At 41.9% G+C, this 16,469-nt stretch carries 12 protein-coding genes; 8 read left to right on the top strand and 4 right to left on the bottom strand.

The genetic code is table 11. From position 1 onward, the window contains the following. Positions 1-132: 132 nt before the first annotated feature. Together CXF95_RS25485 and radA are read right to left on the bottom strand one after the other, a co-directional pair. Positions 133-762, bottom strand: coding sequence for a class I SAM-dependent methyltransferase (locus CXF95_RS25485; RefSeq protein ID WP_101201296.1), 630 nt, complete (start codon positions 760-762; stop codon positions 133-135). Between the two features lie 150 nt (positions 763-912). Further along, entirely contained in the window at positions 913-2,277 is a 1,365-nt protein-coding gene (gene radA, locus CXF95_RS25480; RefSeq protein ID WP_101201295.1) for a DNA repair protein RadA, read from the bottom strand. Between the two features lie 172 nt (positions 2,278-2,449). Between radA and CXF95_RS25475 the strand changes: the two genes are divergently transcribed. Then, complete coding sequence (locus CXF95_RS25475) at positions 2,450-4,969, top strand: PilZ domain-containing protein (protein ID WP_101201294.1); 2,520 nt, start codon at positions 2,450-2,452, stop codon at positions 4,967-4,969. Between the two features lie 57 nt (positions 4,970-5,026). Here CXF95_RS25475 and serB read toward each other — a convergent pair whose 3' ends face one another. Next, the gene (serB, locus tag CXF95_RS25470; RefSeq protein ID WP_101201293.1) at positions 5,027-6,094 is read right to left on the bottom strand and encodes a phosphoserine phosphatase SerB; all 1,068 of its coding nucleotides are present in this window, start codon (positions 6,092-6,094) and stop codon (positions 5,027-5,029) included. Positions 6,095-6,268: 174 nt separating this feature from the next. Here serB and tsaA point away from each other — a divergent pair, with 174 nt between their 5' ends. The 7 genes from tsaA (at position 6,269) to CXF95_RS25430 (ending at position 15,997) form a co-directional block, all read left to right on the top strand. Next, on the top strand, positions 6,269-6,970 hold the full coding sequence (gene tsaA / locus CXF95_RS25465) for a tRNA (N6-threonylcarbamoyladenosine(37)-N6)-methyltransferase TrmO (RefSeq protein ID WP_101201292.1): 702 nt from the start codon (positions 6,269-6,271) through the stop codon (positions 6,968-6,970). A 90-nt stretch (positions 6,971-7,060) separates the two neighbouring features. Beyond that, entirely contained in the window at positions 7,061-8,776 is a 1,716-nt protein-coding gene (locus tag CXF95_RS25460; protein WP_101201291.1) for a proline--tRNA ligase, read from the top strand. Between the two features lie 169 nt (positions 8,777-8,945). Beyond that, complete coding sequence (locus CXF95_RS25455; protein WP_101201290.1) at positions 8,946-9,785, top strand: MBL fold metallo-hydrolase; 840 nt, start codon at positions 8,946-8,948, stop codon at positions 9,783-9,785. Between the two features lie 12 nt (positions 9,786-9,797). Continuing rightward, on the top strand, positions 9,798-10,928 hold the full coding sequence (locus tag CXF95_RS25450) for a patatin-like phospholipase family protein (RefSeq protein WP_101201289.1): 1,131 nt from the start codon (positions 9,798-9,800) through the stop codon (positions 10,926-10,928). An 817-nt stretch (positions 10,929-11,745) separates the two neighbouring features. After that, positions 11,746-12,870 carry an ISAs1 family transposase gene (locus CXF95_RS25445; protein WP_101197148.1) on the top strand — a complete coding sequence of 375 codons (1,125 nt, stop codon included), beginning with the start codon at positions 11,746-11,748 and terminating at the stop codon, positions 12,868-12,870. 98 nt (positions 12,871-12,968) lie between these two features. Continuing rightward, entirely contained in the window at positions 12,969-14,093 is a 1,125-nt protein-coding gene (locus CXF95_RS25440) for an ISAs1 family transposase (protein ID WP_101197148.1), read from the top strand. 641 nt (positions 14,094-14,734) lie between these two features. Further along, positions 14,735-15,997: a hypothetical protein gene (locus CXF95_RS25430; RefSeq protein ID WP_101201287.1), complete on the top strand. Its 1,263-nt coding sequence runs from the start codon at positions 14,735-14,737 to the stop codon at positions 15,995-15,997. A 99-nt stretch (positions 15,998-16,096) separates the two neighbouring features. Here the strand turns inward: CXF95_RS25430 and CXF95_RS25425 are convergent, their stop codons facing one another. Next, positions 16,097-16,396 carry a hypothetical protein gene (locus CXF95_RS25425; protein ID WP_101201286.1) on the bottom strand — a complete coding sequence of 100 codons (300 nt, stop codon included), beginning with the start codon at positions 16,394-16,396 and terminating at the stop codon, positions 16,097-16,099. Positions 16,397-16,469: the final 73 nt, after the last annotated feature.

Genomic DNA, 16,469 nt, shown 5'->3' with positions numbered 1-16,469 from the left:
ATATTTGATTGAATAGCATGGATTATCTACGGAATTATCCTAATTTAGCCGGCTGTTTTCTGCGCAATAAGGAAAAACGTATAGGCGTGACGTCTTTAGTTTCCCTCACAGATTAGGGTATATATTTATCGACTAACAATTTTTTGTGAATGTTAATCGGTTTGTAGGCGGGTACTGGAAATTAAAAGGCTCAAAGATAAACTGCTGGGTGAAGTCAAACTTATTTAGTAACGATTTCAACTCTCGGTTTTTGAATCGAAAACTATTCCAATCTGGTAAGGGGTAAAGATTTATATTACCGCCGACTTTAAGAATTCGATGAAACTCTGTAAATATTTTTAACAACTCCTGTTCTTTGTTAATCCAAATAAAGATCAACCAACAGCTCAAGATCGTGTCAACTTCATTATCGCCAAATGGCAGGTCATCTGCCATGGCAGAAATCGCCCGTTCCACTCCCGGCGCATTGGAGTCAAATCGTCCAGAGCCACCCGTTAAGCGTGTAAAAATCGAGTCACGCGCTTTGAACGTGATATTTTCTTCAATAATGGGATCAATGCCATAAAACTCAATACCCCCATCAAAACAAGCCCTAAACATAGAATCCGCAGAATAAGGGGTATATCCACACCCAATATCTAGCAATTTCTTGCCTTGCAAATTTGCCAAGATAGAACTTTTGCTATGATTATTAAAAAAGACTTTACGATAATAGGAAAAGGGGCGACCTGTATTAATAACCCCACCGGTGTAGCGAGCCATTCGCCGAACTTGGGATCGGGTAAACCAATATGATGAAGTTGCAATAAGATTTTTGATTTGAAACGCCCCCTTTTGAAAGCCACAAGCCCAGAGTCAATGCCAGACAATGGTGTGGTTATATTACGACCTATAATGAGCTTCAATAAATAATCATATAGCTTCAAGAGCTTCTGATAATCTCGACACCCCAACAATATCGATACCTGCCACAGGCTGTTTCGGCACATTAGCTTTAGGGACGATAGCGCGTTTAAATCCATGTTTAACCGCTTCGCTAATTCTTTCTGAGCCGTTAGGTACAGGTCTAATTTCACCCGCGAGGCCGACTTCCCCAAATGCGATCAGTTCTTTGTCTAAGACTTTATTTTGAAAACTAGATACTATGGATAACAACAAGGCTAAATCAGCGCTGGTTTCATTCACTTTTACCCCACCTACGACATTCGCAAACACATCTTGATCGTTCATTTGTACATTGCCATGTCGGTGTAACACCGCCAATAACATTGCCAAACGGTTTTGGTCCAGCCCTATGGCAACCCGTCTTGGGTTAGCCATTTGTGAATAATCCACTAAAGCTTGAATTTCCACTAACAGTGGCCGAGTCCCCTCCCACACCACCATGACGATGCTACCGGGAGATTGCTGATCGTCTCGACTCAGAAAAATAGCTGAGGGATTCTTCACTTCTCTTAAACCTTTTTCGGTCATGGCAAAAACACCTAGCTCATTCACAGCGCCAAACCGGTTTTTTTGACTCCTTAGAGTGCGGTATCTGCTATCACTTTCACCTTCAAGCATCATTGAACAATCAATACAATGTTCTAACACTTTGGGGCCTGCCAAACTGCCATCTTTGGTCACATGACCGACTAAAAACATAGCGATATGATGCTGTTTAGCAAACCGTGTTAAATAAGCGGCACTTTCGCGCACTTGTGAAACACTGCCTGGAGCCGAGTGCACATCAGGTACTTGCATCACTTGAATGGAGTCAATCACCATGAGTTCAGGCTTATGCTGTAAAGCGAGATCACAAATCACTTCAATATTGGTTTCGGCCAGCAATTTTAGTTTGTCTTTGGCCAAGCCAAGGCGTTGTGCCCGCATAGCAACTTGTTGCAAAGATTCTTCACCCGTAACATATAGTGCGTTTTTGTTACTGGCCATTTGACACATGACCTGCAATAACAATGTACTTTTACCTGCACCCGGGGAGCCGCCTATCAATATAGCTGACCCCGGTACAATGCCTCCACCCAAAACCCGATCCAGCTCTTTATAACCAGATTCAAATCTAGGTAGTGCTTGCAAATCGATGCTTGCTAAGGACTCAATTTTGGCTTTAGTTTGACCTGAATAGCCACCTGTATTCCGGCCACTTGGGCTGATAGCAGAAGAGACTACAAATTCTGTGATAGTGTTCCAAGTGTTACAATCGTTACATTGTCCTTGCCAACGAGGATATTCAGCCCCACAATCAGAGCATACATAAGCAGTTTTGCGTTTAGCCATATCGATAATTATCTTTTATTGTTTTGAATTTTGAATTGATATTCACTAGGTGATTGTCGTATGTTATGTCAGGGCAATATGTCCTTAAAATCATAGTTTTAGCGATATTGCCGATAAGTATTACATCAATTGCTAAGCCCCATAACATTAATAATGAGTTTACCCTGAATTCATGAGCCAAGATTTAGAAGAATACCACGACATCATTGAAGAACTTAAGCCTATGATCAACGAGCCTGAGTTTAATCAGATATTGAATCAGGTTGCTTCAGCAATTTCAAAGCAAAAACGTTTTTTGTTAAAAATGGAATTGATGCGCCTAGCTCGCCCATGTATCCGTTTGATTGACTTACGGGGTTTAGTGGATGGTAAATGCAGGCTGTATGAGCATCAAGGCAAACAGCATTATTTAGATGAACTTGCCATCGAAACCTTTGAACGCCAAGTCCGTATTTTTGGCGAATACACCATTGGTGTTTATGAAGCGGTTACGAATACTGAAAATAACTTTCGGGTTAGGTATAAAAAAGAACAAAAAGAGTCGAAAACCAAACAAAACAAAACAGTAGAAGTCAAACCTAAAGCTGAAAGTTTCCAAGCTCCACTGATTAAATTTGGAACCTTTGCCCAGAGAGATGAAGAAAGAATGAATTTTTCGGTAAACATAGAAATGTTTTCCGAAATGAATAAAAGTATTCAAGCCACCACTATCGATGTCTCCGTAAAGGGGCTAAAAGTGAAAGCCAGCAAAGAACACTTGTTCAAACCTGAAGAACGTCTTACTGTGCAATTTCGTGGTTTAGAGAAAGAATATCTGCTCGATAAGCGTCAAGGCGTAGCCTATATTATTAGCAGCATTGAACGCACAAAAGACGACCAAAGGCTAAATCTTAAACGTCAGTTTGATATTCCTTTCCCTTCTTTTGATAAATTTTTTGAACGTTTTATTCATGGTAATAAACGTCGCTACAAAGTCAATTTAGACAATACAATCACCGCTATTCAAAACAAAACTTACGAGCAGTATTACATTCCTAATTTTGCTTCAATCCCGGTATTTATTGAACAAGTAGAAAATCAATATATTCCCAAGTATGCCTTAGCCAACGACTGTAACAGGGAAGAAATTCAGTATTGGGCTAATGAATTTCAAGACTTGAAAATTGGTTATTTGTTAACTGAGGAACGTATAAAAAAGGGGCTTGCACTTGCGAAAGGCCAGCAAGAAATGTTCATTTTTGTGTTTAATCATATTAAGAATGAAAAGGTCTATTTTTACTCGGCCACTCATGCTGAATTAGATGCCAAACCTGACTTGAAACATTTATTTTTAGGTTATGGGTCGCGAAAAGCCAGTTGGCGAATTTACAAGTTACAGCTTACCCCTGTAGACCCTGAACAAAGTTATCGCCCATTGTCTATTGGCAACTCGATTAACGACAAAGTCAAAAGACAAAACCAAAAGCCCTCTCCACGTTTGATGTCGCGATTGAAAAATATTAACCATATCGCCTTACTCACCAATGTAACTGACGATGTCAGTACTGAGCATTATCAATCATTAAAAATAAAGCGTGAGCAGTTGTCAGAACTCAAAGTATTTGGTCATCCACGAAATAAGCCACCCGCTTTAGTGACTGTTTATCGTTTCAAGTATTTTAATCAGCGCAGAGAGACGCGTTTTTTACTGCGCACTGCAGTGCAAGTCAGCATTGATGATGTAGTACTTGAAGGGCACACTGAAGATATTTCAACTCAAGGATTGAGAATAGAATTAGATAAATTTTTTCATCAAAACGATACAGCCAAAATCACTCTGAGTTTTCCACAACTGCAATCGGTCACTTCAAAGTTCGAGTTGTCAGACTTACCTTATGTGGTTAGAAATGTATCTAAAGTCGGTCATGTGGTGCATTTACAAAACTTTGTCACCGAACAAAGCAATACCGCCAGACGTTTTTTTGAAGCATTGATCAAATCAAACCGTTCAAAACTCAGAGCCTACCGTGACGAAGAAGAAGTCGCAGGCATAGGTGAAGCTCTACGCAACATATATGCTCAGAACGTGGTTAACGTGGCATACTTCTTACGCAAAGACGGTGTTGATTATGTACCCGATGCGGTGGCAACCTCTTCAGACAACAACAGGTTATCTCAGCTATTACATTTCCAAGCTAAGCCTGGCCAATTCAACTTATACCCCCTTTATCGAAATGCCAAGATACATCACGATTTTATTAGCCACACTTTAGCAAAAATAAAACCGAATGATCGCCCCGAAATGCGCGAATTGTTGATTGCCTTTGATCCCAGCAAAGAAGTGATCGGCGACGCGATCTACAGCTACTTTACCGAACAGTTCACGCAACCAGAACAACGCAGGCAGTTTATTACTCAGGCTTTACAAAATGGACAATTTATTGCTGTAAAAGTGTTTCTAGCACGCACCGGCAGACCCGACTTTGAGACCATGCAATCAGAGCTCAACTACGTGAGTGTGTACGCTGTGCACAAAGCCAAAGTATTGGAAGAACAACTTTGGAATGTATCGGCAATGGGCGATATTATTGATGTGACTGACGAAGTATTAAGACGTTTTGAGTTTGCTGAAAGTGCAATACAGCTGAACCACAAATCTCCCCCGACCCATAAAATAAAACAAGTAGGGATTGAGCAACTGCTTAAAGCCTAATGTAAATATAGCCAGAGGCTAGGCTTTAAACACAGCGGATAATCACTAATAATATCTTTAGTTAGGTCTGCCCGCTTCCAACACCCATAACAAAGTGTCTAAATCACCTCGGCGAATAGCAATATCCGCTTGTTGACGCACTATAGGTTTTGCATGTAATGCTACGCCCAAAGCTGCGGCGTTCATCATGACCAAGTCATTCGCCCCATCGCCCATAGCAATAGTTTGACTAGGTGAAATAGACCATTGTTCGGCTAGGCTTTTAAGGGTTTGCGCTTTGACATTGGCATCCACAATATCCCCTTGCACTGTGCCCGTCAGTTTTTTGTCCTGTATCGTCAAATCATTGGCCACGGCAGCATCAAGGTTGAGCCTGACTTGCAGATAATCAGCAAAGTAACTAAATCCACCTGAGGCAATTGCAACTTTCCAATCATAGGATTTTAATATCTTAACCAAATTCGCCACACCGGGCATAAGAGGTAAAGCGTCTCGCACTTGTTGTAAAATGGATTCATTAGCGTCCGCTAAACAAGCAACTCGGGTACGTAAGCTCTGTGCAAAGTCCAATTTACCTTGCATGGCAAGTACAGTAACTGCCGATACTTGTTCACCAACACCCGCCAGTTCAGCCAGTTCATCAATACATTCAACGGCGATAACAGTGCTGTCCATATCCATCAATAACAAACCCGGTTCGGACAATGAGGGGGTTTTATCCACCAAACATAACTCCACACTAAAACGGGTAGCTACATTTTCTAATTGTTTATTTAAAAGACATTGGGTCTTCAGGGCAACGTACCCACAAATAGCAAACCCACTGACACCTTCAACTTTAATCACTCGATAAAAGACTATGTCTAGGTAATCGGCTAACGCTTGAGTCACTTGCGTTAATTGTTGCAACTCAAGGCCTTCTGTAAATACCACTAATTTACTGAGGTTTGTTTGATCCGTAAATGAAGTGGAGACAGAGGCTGGTGTTTGAGCACCCGCCAAAGCAGTCACACTGCACAATGTACCATCAGTCAAAGTAAAGTCTCTTAATCCCTGTTGGCAAACCAAGTCACTTAAAAACAAATGGGACATCAAATTTTTATCAGTAATTTTTATTTCAAACACTATTGGGTAACCGTATCAATCAATATAAAGGCATGGTATCCAATGACATAACAGAATGCTATTAGGCCCTTATGCTTGTTTTAGTTTGGTTATAAATTATCGGTTGAATAACCCGTAATTTTCAGCAACCATGCAATCACTCAATCTTCTTTCGCAGCAACGCACTATTCGTTTATGACCATTGATACCCAGCCTATTGGTAAAATTAGTACACCTTACAAAGAAAAATTTGCCATACCTCGTCAACCTGGCTTAGCTAAAAGTGCCGAAGGGAACATTACTTTTTTTGAGGGGTTTAACGATCCCAACTATCTTCGAGGCATTGAGCAATTTAGTCATCTATGGCTTCTGTTTCATTTTCACCAAACTGCGGATAAAGGCCATTCTCCCTTAGTACGCCCTCCCCGCCTAGGCGGTAACCAGAAGCTAGGCGTATTTGCCACACGCAGTACTTTTAGACCCAACGGTATAGGCATGTCTGTGGTTGAGTTTGGGGCAGTGAGTTATCAAAACAACCAGCTTATCCTTACCGTTAAGGGTATGGATTTATTAGACGGCACGCCTATTGTAGATATAAAACCTTATGTACCTTACGCAGATAGTATTCCCCAAGCATCAGGAGGCATAGCGCAACATAGTCCTGAATTGATGACCGTCACTTTTACCGAACAAGCCAATTCGCAATTGAAGCAACTTGAACCCCGTTATCCTGCACTAGGTTCACTTATTCGAGAAGTGCTCAGCCAAGATCCTCGTCCCGCCTACCACAAAGTGACTCATCCAGATAAAACCTATGCCATGACCTTGTATGACTTCAACATTCAATGGCAAGTGATTAATCAGCAAAATGTAGTCTTGGCAATCCAAATAATTTAATTTTATACCCATACACAATAATGGCTTTAACCAAGATTACTGTTAGAATAAGCGCCGTTTTTTCCTTCAAAACCAGAGATTTTATCCTTCATGCGCACTAGCCAATATTTATTATCCACGCAAAAAGAAACCCCAGCCGACGCAGAAGTCATTAGTCACCAGTTAATGTTACGTGCAGGCATGGTCAGAAAGTTAGCTGCAGGTTTATATACTTGGCTACCCACAGGTTTACGTGTATTAAATAAAGTAGCCGCGATAGTGCGTGACGAAATGAACAAAGCGGGCTCCATAGAAATATTAATGCCTGTGGTTCAACCTGCTGATTTATGGCAAGAATCAGGCCGATGGGAAGAGTACGGACCTGAATTACTGCGCATAAAAGACCGACAGTCTCGTGACTTTGTACTGGGCCCCACTCATGAAGAAGTGATCACCTCATTGGTCAAAAACGAAGTCAACAGCTACAAACAACTACCCATTAACTTATATCAGGTACAAACCAAATTCAGAGACGAAATTCGCCCTAGATTTGGCATTATGCGTAGCCGAGAATTCACCATGAAAGACGCCTATTCATTTCACCTTGATCAAAGCTGCTTAGAAACAACCTACCAAAATATGTACCAAGCCTACTGCAACATTTTTGAACGTATTGGTTTAGATTACCGTCCGGTAATAGCCGACAATGGCTCCATTGGGGGCAGTGCGTCACATGAATTTCATGTGTTAGCAGAATCAGGCGAAGATGATATCGCCTTTAGTAATGGCTCCGATTATGCGGCGAACATTGAAATGGCCAGTGCTTTAGCGCCCACAGGCAACTGCCCTCAAGGTACACAAAACTTAGAAAAAGTGGCTACGCCAGGGAAAAAGACCATCGAGGCTGTTTCAGCATTTTTAAAAGTGCCTGCTGAGCAATCAGTTAAAACATTAATTGTATTGGCTGAGCCAGACAAAAAAAGCAAACATGGATTAGTTGCCTTGGTGTTAAGGGGTGATCACCAATTTAACAAAGTCAAAGCAGAAAAACTAGCGGGCGTATTTGCTCCCCTTACCATGGCCAGTGAACAACAAATAGAAGACACACTGAACTGCACCATAGGTTCACTTGGGCCAGTAGGCCTAACCATTCCAGTGATAGTGGATGAGAGTGCTGCCCATTTAGCAGACTTTGTTTGTGGTGCTAACGAGACTGACTTCCATTATACAGGCGTAAACTGGTCAACAGACGCAGGCGAGTTTGAAGTCGCGGATATTCGCAATGTGATAGCAGGTGATGTTTCGCCCGACGGCAAAGGCACTCTAGAGATAAAGCGTGGTATCGAAGTAGGCCACATTTTCCAACTCGGCGATAAATACTCACAAGCGATGAACTGCGGTGTGCTCGACGAAAACGGCAAACACAAAATACTTAGCATGGGTTGTTACGGCATAGGTGTATCACGCATAGTCGCTGCGGCAATTGAACAAAACCATGATAAATATGGGATCATCTGGCCAGAAGCCATCGCACCATTTAAAATCGCCCTTATCCCGATGAATATGCACAAATCACAACGCATTAAGGACATTGCCGAGTCTTTGTATACACAATTAAAAGATGCCGACGTTGAAGTGTTATTTGATGACAGAAAAGAACGCCCTGGCGTGATGTTCAACGATATGGAGCTTATCGGTATACCACACACTATTGTCATAGGTGAGCGTAACCTTGATGAAAATAAAGTAGAGTATAAAAATCGTCGCAGTGGTGAAAAGCAATTAATTGAGATCGATCAATTGGCACAGTTTGTTGCTAACTTATAAGTGACTAACACCTTCAAAAAAGCGCCTAAAGGCGCTTTTTTATTATATAAAACAAATCCTTATAAACTTACATACATACCTTTATTAATAAGTTTATACTTAATTCAGTTTAGCTTTAGTGGTAATGTTGCAGCCCATGGACGCAAACAGCTTATTAATGAGATCATAAATGCAAGTGACCTTTTTTGGTGTACGAGGCTCCTGCCCTGCTCCTGGCCCTGAGTTTATCAAATATGGTGGCAATACCGCTTGTGTGCACGTTTGTTTAGAAGACGGCACTGATATTATTTTAGATGCAGGCACAGGCATAAAAAATCTTGGTCAAAAGCTGATTAAACAAACTAACGATATTCATTTGTTACTCACCCACAATCACTGGGATCATATCCAAGGTTTTCCTTTTTTTGCCCCCATTTATCAACCCCAACGTAATATCTTTATTACACCAGGTCAGATAACTTTCGACGCAGACCATGCCATTCTAGAACAAATGAGTGGCAGCTACTTCCCGGTAGATTACAAAACATTACCATCGAACATTCAAATTATGCCTCAGCCAAAAGATGTCTCCCATTGGAAAATTGGAGAAGCTAAAATCAGTCGATTAGCGATGAACCACCCTGGCAGCGGTAGCTCGTTTTGCATAGAAGCCGATGGCAAAAAAGTTGCCTACATCACCGACAACGAACTCTATCCTCCGTACAAAAAAAATACCGACTATTTAGACTGGGTAGAGTTTAGCCGTGATGCAGATTTGATTATTCATGATGCACAATACATGATTGCAGATATGCCCGCCAAGTTAGGCTGGGGACACTCAGTAGCAGAAGAAGCTGTAAAACTGGCCATGGGCAGTCGAGCAAAACGTATGGCATTATATAGCCACGACCACATTCGCACAGATATTGAAATCGCCAAAATTGAGAGTCATTGCAAAGAGATAATCGAAATTGGCGGCGCAGACCTAGAACTTTTTGCCGCCGCCGAAGGTTTGACCTTTACATTATAGGGAAACATCTTTTTGTCAGAACGTAATCAATATGCGTTGTTGTTATCAGGGGGTGGCGCAAGAGCGGCTTATCAATTAGGCGTACTTAAAGCGATTGCCACCTTCTTACCCCGCAACCAAGGTTTACCTTTCCCCATAGTCTGCGGCAATTCAGCCGGTGCAATTAATGCAACAGGATTAGCCTGCTATGCATCTTGTTACCACCTTGGTCTAAGGAAATTAGAATGGGTATGGAAAAATTTTCATACCCGCCAAGTCTACGACAGTGGAATTCGAGACGTCTTTAAACATTTAGTCGGTAATTATCTGAGTAGCTTCCAATCCGAGCAAAATCAAAGACACCCCTCTAGTTTATTAAACAACCAGCCTTTGAGGCGTTTGATCAGAAGTCACTTGGACTTTCATCGTATTGATAGAAATATTTCCAGCGGCCATTTACGCGCTATCACCATTAATGCCTCTAGCTATACAAGCCATGACTCCATCAGTTTCTACCAAGGGCAAAGCGATATAAAGCCTTGGCAACGTGAACAAAGGCGAGGTATACCTTGTACTTTAAATTCAGAACATTTGATTGCATCATCAGCGATCCCAATGCTCTTTCCCCCAGTAAAAATGATGGGGGAGTTTCTTGGTGATGGCTCTATTCACCAATTATCGCCACTGAGTCCGGCCATTCATTTAGGGGCAGAAAAAATACTGATCATTGGTGTGGAGCAACCAGAGAAAAAATCTCGATTTGCCGACATGAATCGATACCCCAGTAGCATCGCTATAGCGGGTCATTTACTTGACACTATTTTTTCTGACACCTTAAAATCCGATCTTGAGCGTCTTACGCGAATAAACGAAACCATCGCCCATATGACCCACAAACAACAGCAACAAACCAAGCTAAAAACCATCGATACCTTGGTGATCAGCCCCACTCGTAATTTTAACGACATGGCTGCCAAACATTTTCACCGCATGCCGTCGGGGATTAAGATTTTGTTACGTTTGATGGGGCTACACGATAAGGCTGACTCTAGTTTGTTGAGTTATTTATTGTTTGAAAAAGAGTTTTGCCGAGAGTTAATTGATTTAGGGATGCAGGATGGGTTGGCTAGGCAGGATGAGTTACGAAGTTTTTTGTCTATATAGCATAGTTTTTTGCCTTTTAGAGCATGTGCTTCGCACACTGGCTAATAAAAAACAAAAGCACGCTTCGCGCCATCGTCCCGCGCGGCGTCCGCTTGATGGTTTTGTCTCGAATCCCTTCGAGCCAGATACTCTTTTTATAAAGTGAATCCATGCACTTTACCTTTCAGGCCAGCTAAGGCTGTTCCATATTTATCCCGTAAATATGGTCAACAGCAAAAAAGAGTATCCAGACAAAATGGTAGGGAACCATTTTGAACATCTGCAAGATGGCCCGAAGGGCAAAGTATAAGGATGTACTTTGTAAAACGCCGCTCGCTTCTAAAGTTTTTAACCGCAAAAAATGGCTTATTCTTAGGGTTGTTTCGAATGCTCTTTTTCTACCCGATGCAAACGCTTTAAATTAGTCAATCATACGTCCATGATAATAGGCACCCAATCTCGACTTCCTTGTCGAGCTGTTCAACTGGGCGAAGCCGTGCTTCTAAAAAAACCAGTTTCACCCATGTCATTTTACCCAAGAATAAGCCATTTTTTGCTGAAACTTTAAAGGCGGGTAAAGCAGTGGCGGAGCCACCAAAGCAGTTATCGGCGATGCCGATTCTTTTGTCCTCTTACAATGTCTGCCTTGTTAATTCAGTCATTAATTCTGAAATGTATGTTAGAAAAGCAGAGTTCATCACTCACTTCCTTGTGAAATATAACTAAATAACTATATAAATACAAGGGCTATCCACTTAGCCCGCAGGGCAATCGCATTAAAAATGGCTTGACACAGATCCCCTAATTTGATCTATTACTTCGCTTTACGCGACGTAATATGACCAAATACAAGCCCACACTTATCGAACATTTCAAAGACATTGAAGATCCTCGTCTTCTAAGAAAACAATTACATAAATTAGATGACATCTTTTTTATTACCCTATGTGCCGTTATCTGTGGCTGTGATGGCTGGGTTGCCATTGAAAAATTTGCCAACATTAAACGCACTTGGTTTGAACAATATTTATCCCTAGAAAATGGTATTCCGTCTCATGATACTTTGGGACGTATTTTTTCCTTAATTGATCCTGAGCAATTTCAAACCTGTTTTTCTAGCTGGATCAAAGAGATAGTAAAAAATGTCACGGGCGATGTGATCGCTATTGACGGTAAATGCCTTCGACGCACTCATGATAAGTCATCTAATAAATCAGCTATTTATATGGTTAGCGCATGGTCACATGATAATCAGCTGGCACTTGGACAAGTGAAAGTTGATGAAAAATCGAATGAAATAACCGCCTTACCTTCCCTACTCAAAAACTTAGACATCACAGGCAGTATCATCACAACCGATGCATTAAACACACAAAAGAAATCGGCTGAACTGATCGTGAGTAAAGGCGCTGATTATTTAACCGCACTGAAAGGAAATCAAAGCACCCTACATGATGATGTGATTTTATTCTTTGAAAATACCCCTAAAAGTTATGAGGGCACGTTAAATACTTATAAGAGTATTGATTCAGGGCATGGCCGTATTGAAGAAAGAACAGTGACTTCCTGCAACCGAATTGACTGGCTTACTGAGCATCATACTCACCCACACCTTGCCAGTATTGTTAGCGTCAAATCAAGAAGATTTCTTGCGAACGAATGGTCAGAAGAAACGCGATACTTTATTAGTAGCGTTAAGCATAACGATGCAGAGAAATTTGCTCACTATGTACGTGCTCATTGGGGTGTAGAGAATAATCTTCACTGGAGATTAGATATGGCATTTGACGAAGATCATTGTCGAATTCGTCAAGGATATGCAGATCAAAACATGGCAATATTACGCCACATATCTTTGAATTTATTAACGTCAGATAATGATAATAAGGTAGGTATTAAGATTAAGCGGCAAATGGCAGGTTGGGATAATGATTACTTGCTGAAACTGCTACAAATATTTTAATGCGATTGCCCTGGGTTATCACCCAGGGCAATCGCATTAAAAATGGCTTGACACAGATCCCCTAATTTGATCTATTACTTCGCTTTACGCGACGTAATATGACCAAATACAAGCCCACACTTATCGAACATTTCAAAGACATTGAAGATCCTCGTCTTCTAAGAAAACAATTACATAAATTAGATGACATCTTTTTTATTACCCTATGTGCCGTTATCTGTGGCTGTGATGGCTGGGTTGCCATTGAAAAATTTGCCAACATTAAACGCACTTGGTTTGAACAATATTTATCCCTAGAAAATGGTATTCCGTCTCATGATACTTTGGGACGTATTTTTTCCTTAATTGATCCTGAGCAATTTCAAACCTGTTTTTCTAGCTGGATCAAAGAGATAGTAAAAAATGTCACGGGCGATGTGATCGCTATTGACGGTAAATGCCTTCGACGCACTCATGATAAGTCATCTAATAAATCAGCTATTTATATGGTTAGCGCATGGTCACATGATAATCAGCTGGCACTTGGACAAGTGAAAGTTGATGAAAAATCGAATGAAATAACCGCCTTACCTTCCCTACTCAAAAACTTAGACATCACAGGCAGTATCATCACAACCGATGCATTAAACACACAAAAGAAATCGGCTGAACTGATCGTGAGTAAAGGCGCTGATTATTTAACCGCACTGAAAGGAAATCAAAGCACCCTACATGATGATGTGATTTTATTCTTTGAAAATACCCCTAAAAGTTATGAGGGCACGTTAAATACTTATAAGAGTATTGATTCAGGGCATGGCCGTATTGAAGAAAGAACAGTGACTTCCTGCAACCGAATTGACTGGCTTACTGAGCATCATACTCACCCACACCTTGCCAGTATTGTTAGCGTCAAATCAAGAAGATTTCTTGCGAACGAATGGTCAGAAGAAACGCGATACTTTATTAGTAGCGTTAAGCATAACGATGCAGAGAAATTTGCTCACTATGTACGTGCTCATTGGGGTGTAGAGAATAATCTTCACTGGAGATTAGATATGGCATTTGACGAAGATCATTGTCGAATTCGTCAAGGATATGCAGATCAAAACATGGCAATATTACGCCACATATCTTTGAATTTATTAACGTCAGATAATGATAATAAGGTAGGTATTAAGATTAAGCGGCAAATGGCAGGTTGGGATAATGATTACTTGCTGAAACTGCTACAAATATTTTAATGCGATTGCCCTGACTTAGCCCGACCAACCACTACATGTTGTGGTTCCTTTCTTTTGTCATTTAGGTCTTATTGGTGCGCTTAATTGACATAACGAATTGAAAAAATTAATGTCTTGTTAGAGCGAATTGCAGCCATATGACTGAATGAAACGCGACTGGCAAGTGATCGCTCATTGCAGCCGCTAACAGTAAAATGATATCTGACTCAACCGAGCAAATACCGGGCAGTCAACATCATTGCTGACATCCCATCAAACGCCACCCTTTCACCGCCTTATTAGCAAACCACGGCAAATCAAGTGATGGCAGTGCCCTTGGATGGCACGCGCAATCGACATGACAATTTAATCCAAATGGATGAGTCTGGTTTTTTTACATTTTCATATATTGGCAATGTTGGCATTCAGCTAACACGTTGTATTATAATGAGTAATTATTGTTGGTATTATTATTGCGTATTGCCTCAAGAGGCTCAGTATCAATATATCGTACCTAATATGAAGGTATAGGCTGTTGCTTATTCAGAAAAACAACGCTCATTCACTTCATATCATGAGGCGTTCATTAATAGGTAGTTATTACCTCACACCTTGGTCAGCCCTCAATGGGGTTATCACATAACATTAAATGGAAGTAGATAATGAAAAATAGAGTGTTAAAAACATGCTTAACCGCTTTGGCTTTGTCTGTCGCTGGTTTAGCCAATGCACAAACTGCAGTCATGACCCCTGACCAAATGCTCACGTATTCTGTGATTTCAGGAGGTGCGGTGAATATAGCAGCGCAACCCGATTATGTGACAGCCCCCAATGTTGGCGGACATATCGCTGGACAGGCGGCCGTTGTTATCGGTGCCTTTACAACCGTCAATGACATTTATGCTGGCGCTGCTGTTACTACAGGTGCCTCGTCAAGAGTTAAGCAAATCTATGCTGGTGCTGCCGCAGGTGTTGGGGCTAACGCCTACGCTCAAGACGTTGACGCGGGCGCCGCAGTGGTCGTCGGTGCCGGAGGTGCCGTCGGCGATATCATCGCTGGCGCAGCCATCACGTTGGGCGCCGGTGCAACTTATTACTCCACACCCATAGATGCGGTTGTTACCGAAGGGGCGGGTTCGATGGTCGTATCCCCTGAGAATGGTGGATACACCGACGACGGAGTTATAGTGATTGCCGCAGATATGAACGTCGCTATAGATACCATTAACGCGAAATTCGACGCTAATCCAGTTGACGTCAACGAGGCCATCTCATTGACGAACACATGGGATACCACTCTTGGAACTGGGGTCGGTGGGTCGACGTGGCGCTTCAGTGCGATAAACTTGAAGGCGAATACCACGCTGACCATACTTGGCAACGCCACGGTCATCACCAGCGAGGCAATGACCATCGGGGCTGGGGCAAATATTGAGCTGGAGGGCGATGCGACTGTCACATGGATATTGGGCGGTTCGCTCAATCTTGGAGCAGGGTCATCGTTTAGTGGTGAGACGTATGTGAATGGCTCGGTAAATGGCGCCACGAGCGATGTCAAATGTGGGAATTTATACGCAACTGGTGCGGTAAGTATAAATACAATCGGTAATCGATGTGCCTTACCGGAACCGGCCATATGCCCAATGTGGACAGCAGAGGAGTTACAGAATGTCCAGGGCGAAGTATCTACTTTACCGGTAGCAGGTGAACCGGGTTTGCTGTCTCTCAGCACATCTGAAATTAGCTATAGGGTTGGTTTTGTGGACGGAGTAGAAGTTGCAAGTGTATGGAGACCGTGGACTGGCGGCGCTTTCGATGGGCAGTGGACCGAAATGGAAAGGATGGAATACAGTGATTGGTTTTCCGGCATATATAATATGTGCCGTAGCACGTTAACCGATGAAATAGTTAACCGGTCACGTTAGACACATATCTTTATCTCGGACATTTGATCATGTAGGATGGTACGCTCTATGTTTTTGTGGGGTAACCCATGCTGCAATGCCAGCCTTGACCCACCGCTGTCAACGTTTCACATACTGACCTAAGACAGAAGCCATCTCGATCGAGGTGGCTTTTTTTATTCTTAGTTGCTCATAAAGCTGCCTGTAGTGTAAAACGTGTTTTTCTACCGTCTTTGCTGCGACGGTTAATTGTTTGCCATCAAAATGATAACCGAGAAAATCCCAGCCCCGGCTGATTTTACCTATAAGGGTTTTATCCGGCGCTTGCTCCACTTTTAATTGATGAAAGTGTTGATTGACTGTCCTTATGGCCTTGCGTAAGTGCCAGCGGGTTTTGGCTAATACAATCACATCTAGCATGGCTTAAGCATATCTGAATGGCTGCTAAGGGAGCAAGCTTTGGTTGTTTTTCGAAAAGCTGAATGACCGGTTT

This window comes from Paraglaciecola sp. MB-3u-78 (assembly GCF_002835935.1).
Taxonomy (GTDB): Bacteria; Pseudomonadota; Gammaproteobacteria; order Enterobacterales; family Alteromonadaceae; genus Paraglaciecola.
The sequence above is the reverse complement of the archived record's forward strand: the minus strand, read 5'-3'. Positions and strand labels throughout refer to the sequence as shown.

Bases quoted from the DNA above. Each gene is read 5' to 3' on its own strand.
- CXF95_RS25485 (WP_101201296.1), bottom strand. From the start codon at position 762: ATGGCTCGCTACACCGGTGGGGTTATTAATACAGGTCGCCCCTTTTCC.
- radA (WP_101201295.1), bottom strand. From the start codon at position 2,277: ATGGCTAAACGCAAAACTGCTTATGTATGCTCTGATTGTGGGGCTGAA.
- CXF95_RS25475 (WP_101201294.1), top strand. From the start codon at position 2,450: ATGAGCCAAGATTTAGAAGAATACCACGACATCATTGAAGAACTTAAG.
- tsaA (WP_101201292.1), top strand. From the start codon at position 6,269: ATGACCATTGATACCCAGCCTATTGGTAAAATTAGTACACCTTACAAA.
- CXF95_RS25460 (WP_101201291.1), top strand. From the start codon at position 7,061: ATGCGCACTAGCCAATATTTATTATCCACGCAAAAAGAAACCCCAGCC.
- CXF95_RS25455 (WP_101201290.1), top strand. From the start codon at position 8,946: ATGCAAGTGACCTTTTTTGGTGTACGAGGCTCCTGCCCTGCTCCTGGC.
- CXF95_RS25445 (WP_101197148.1), top strand. From the start codon at position 11,746: ATGACCAAATACAAGCCCACACTTATCGAACATTTCAAAGACATTGAA.
- CXF95_RS25440 (WP_101197148.1), top strand. From the start codon at position 12,969: ATGACCAAATACAAGCCCACACTTATCGAACATTTCAAAGACATTGAA.
- CXF95_RS25430 (WP_101201287.1), top strand. From the start codon at position 14,735: ATGAAAAATAGAGTGTTAAAAACATGCTTAACCGCTTTGGCTTTGTCT.
- CXF95_RS25425 (WP_101201286.1), bottom strand. From the start codon at position 16,396: ATGCTAGATGTGATTGTATTAGCCAAAACCCGCTGGCACTTACGCAAG.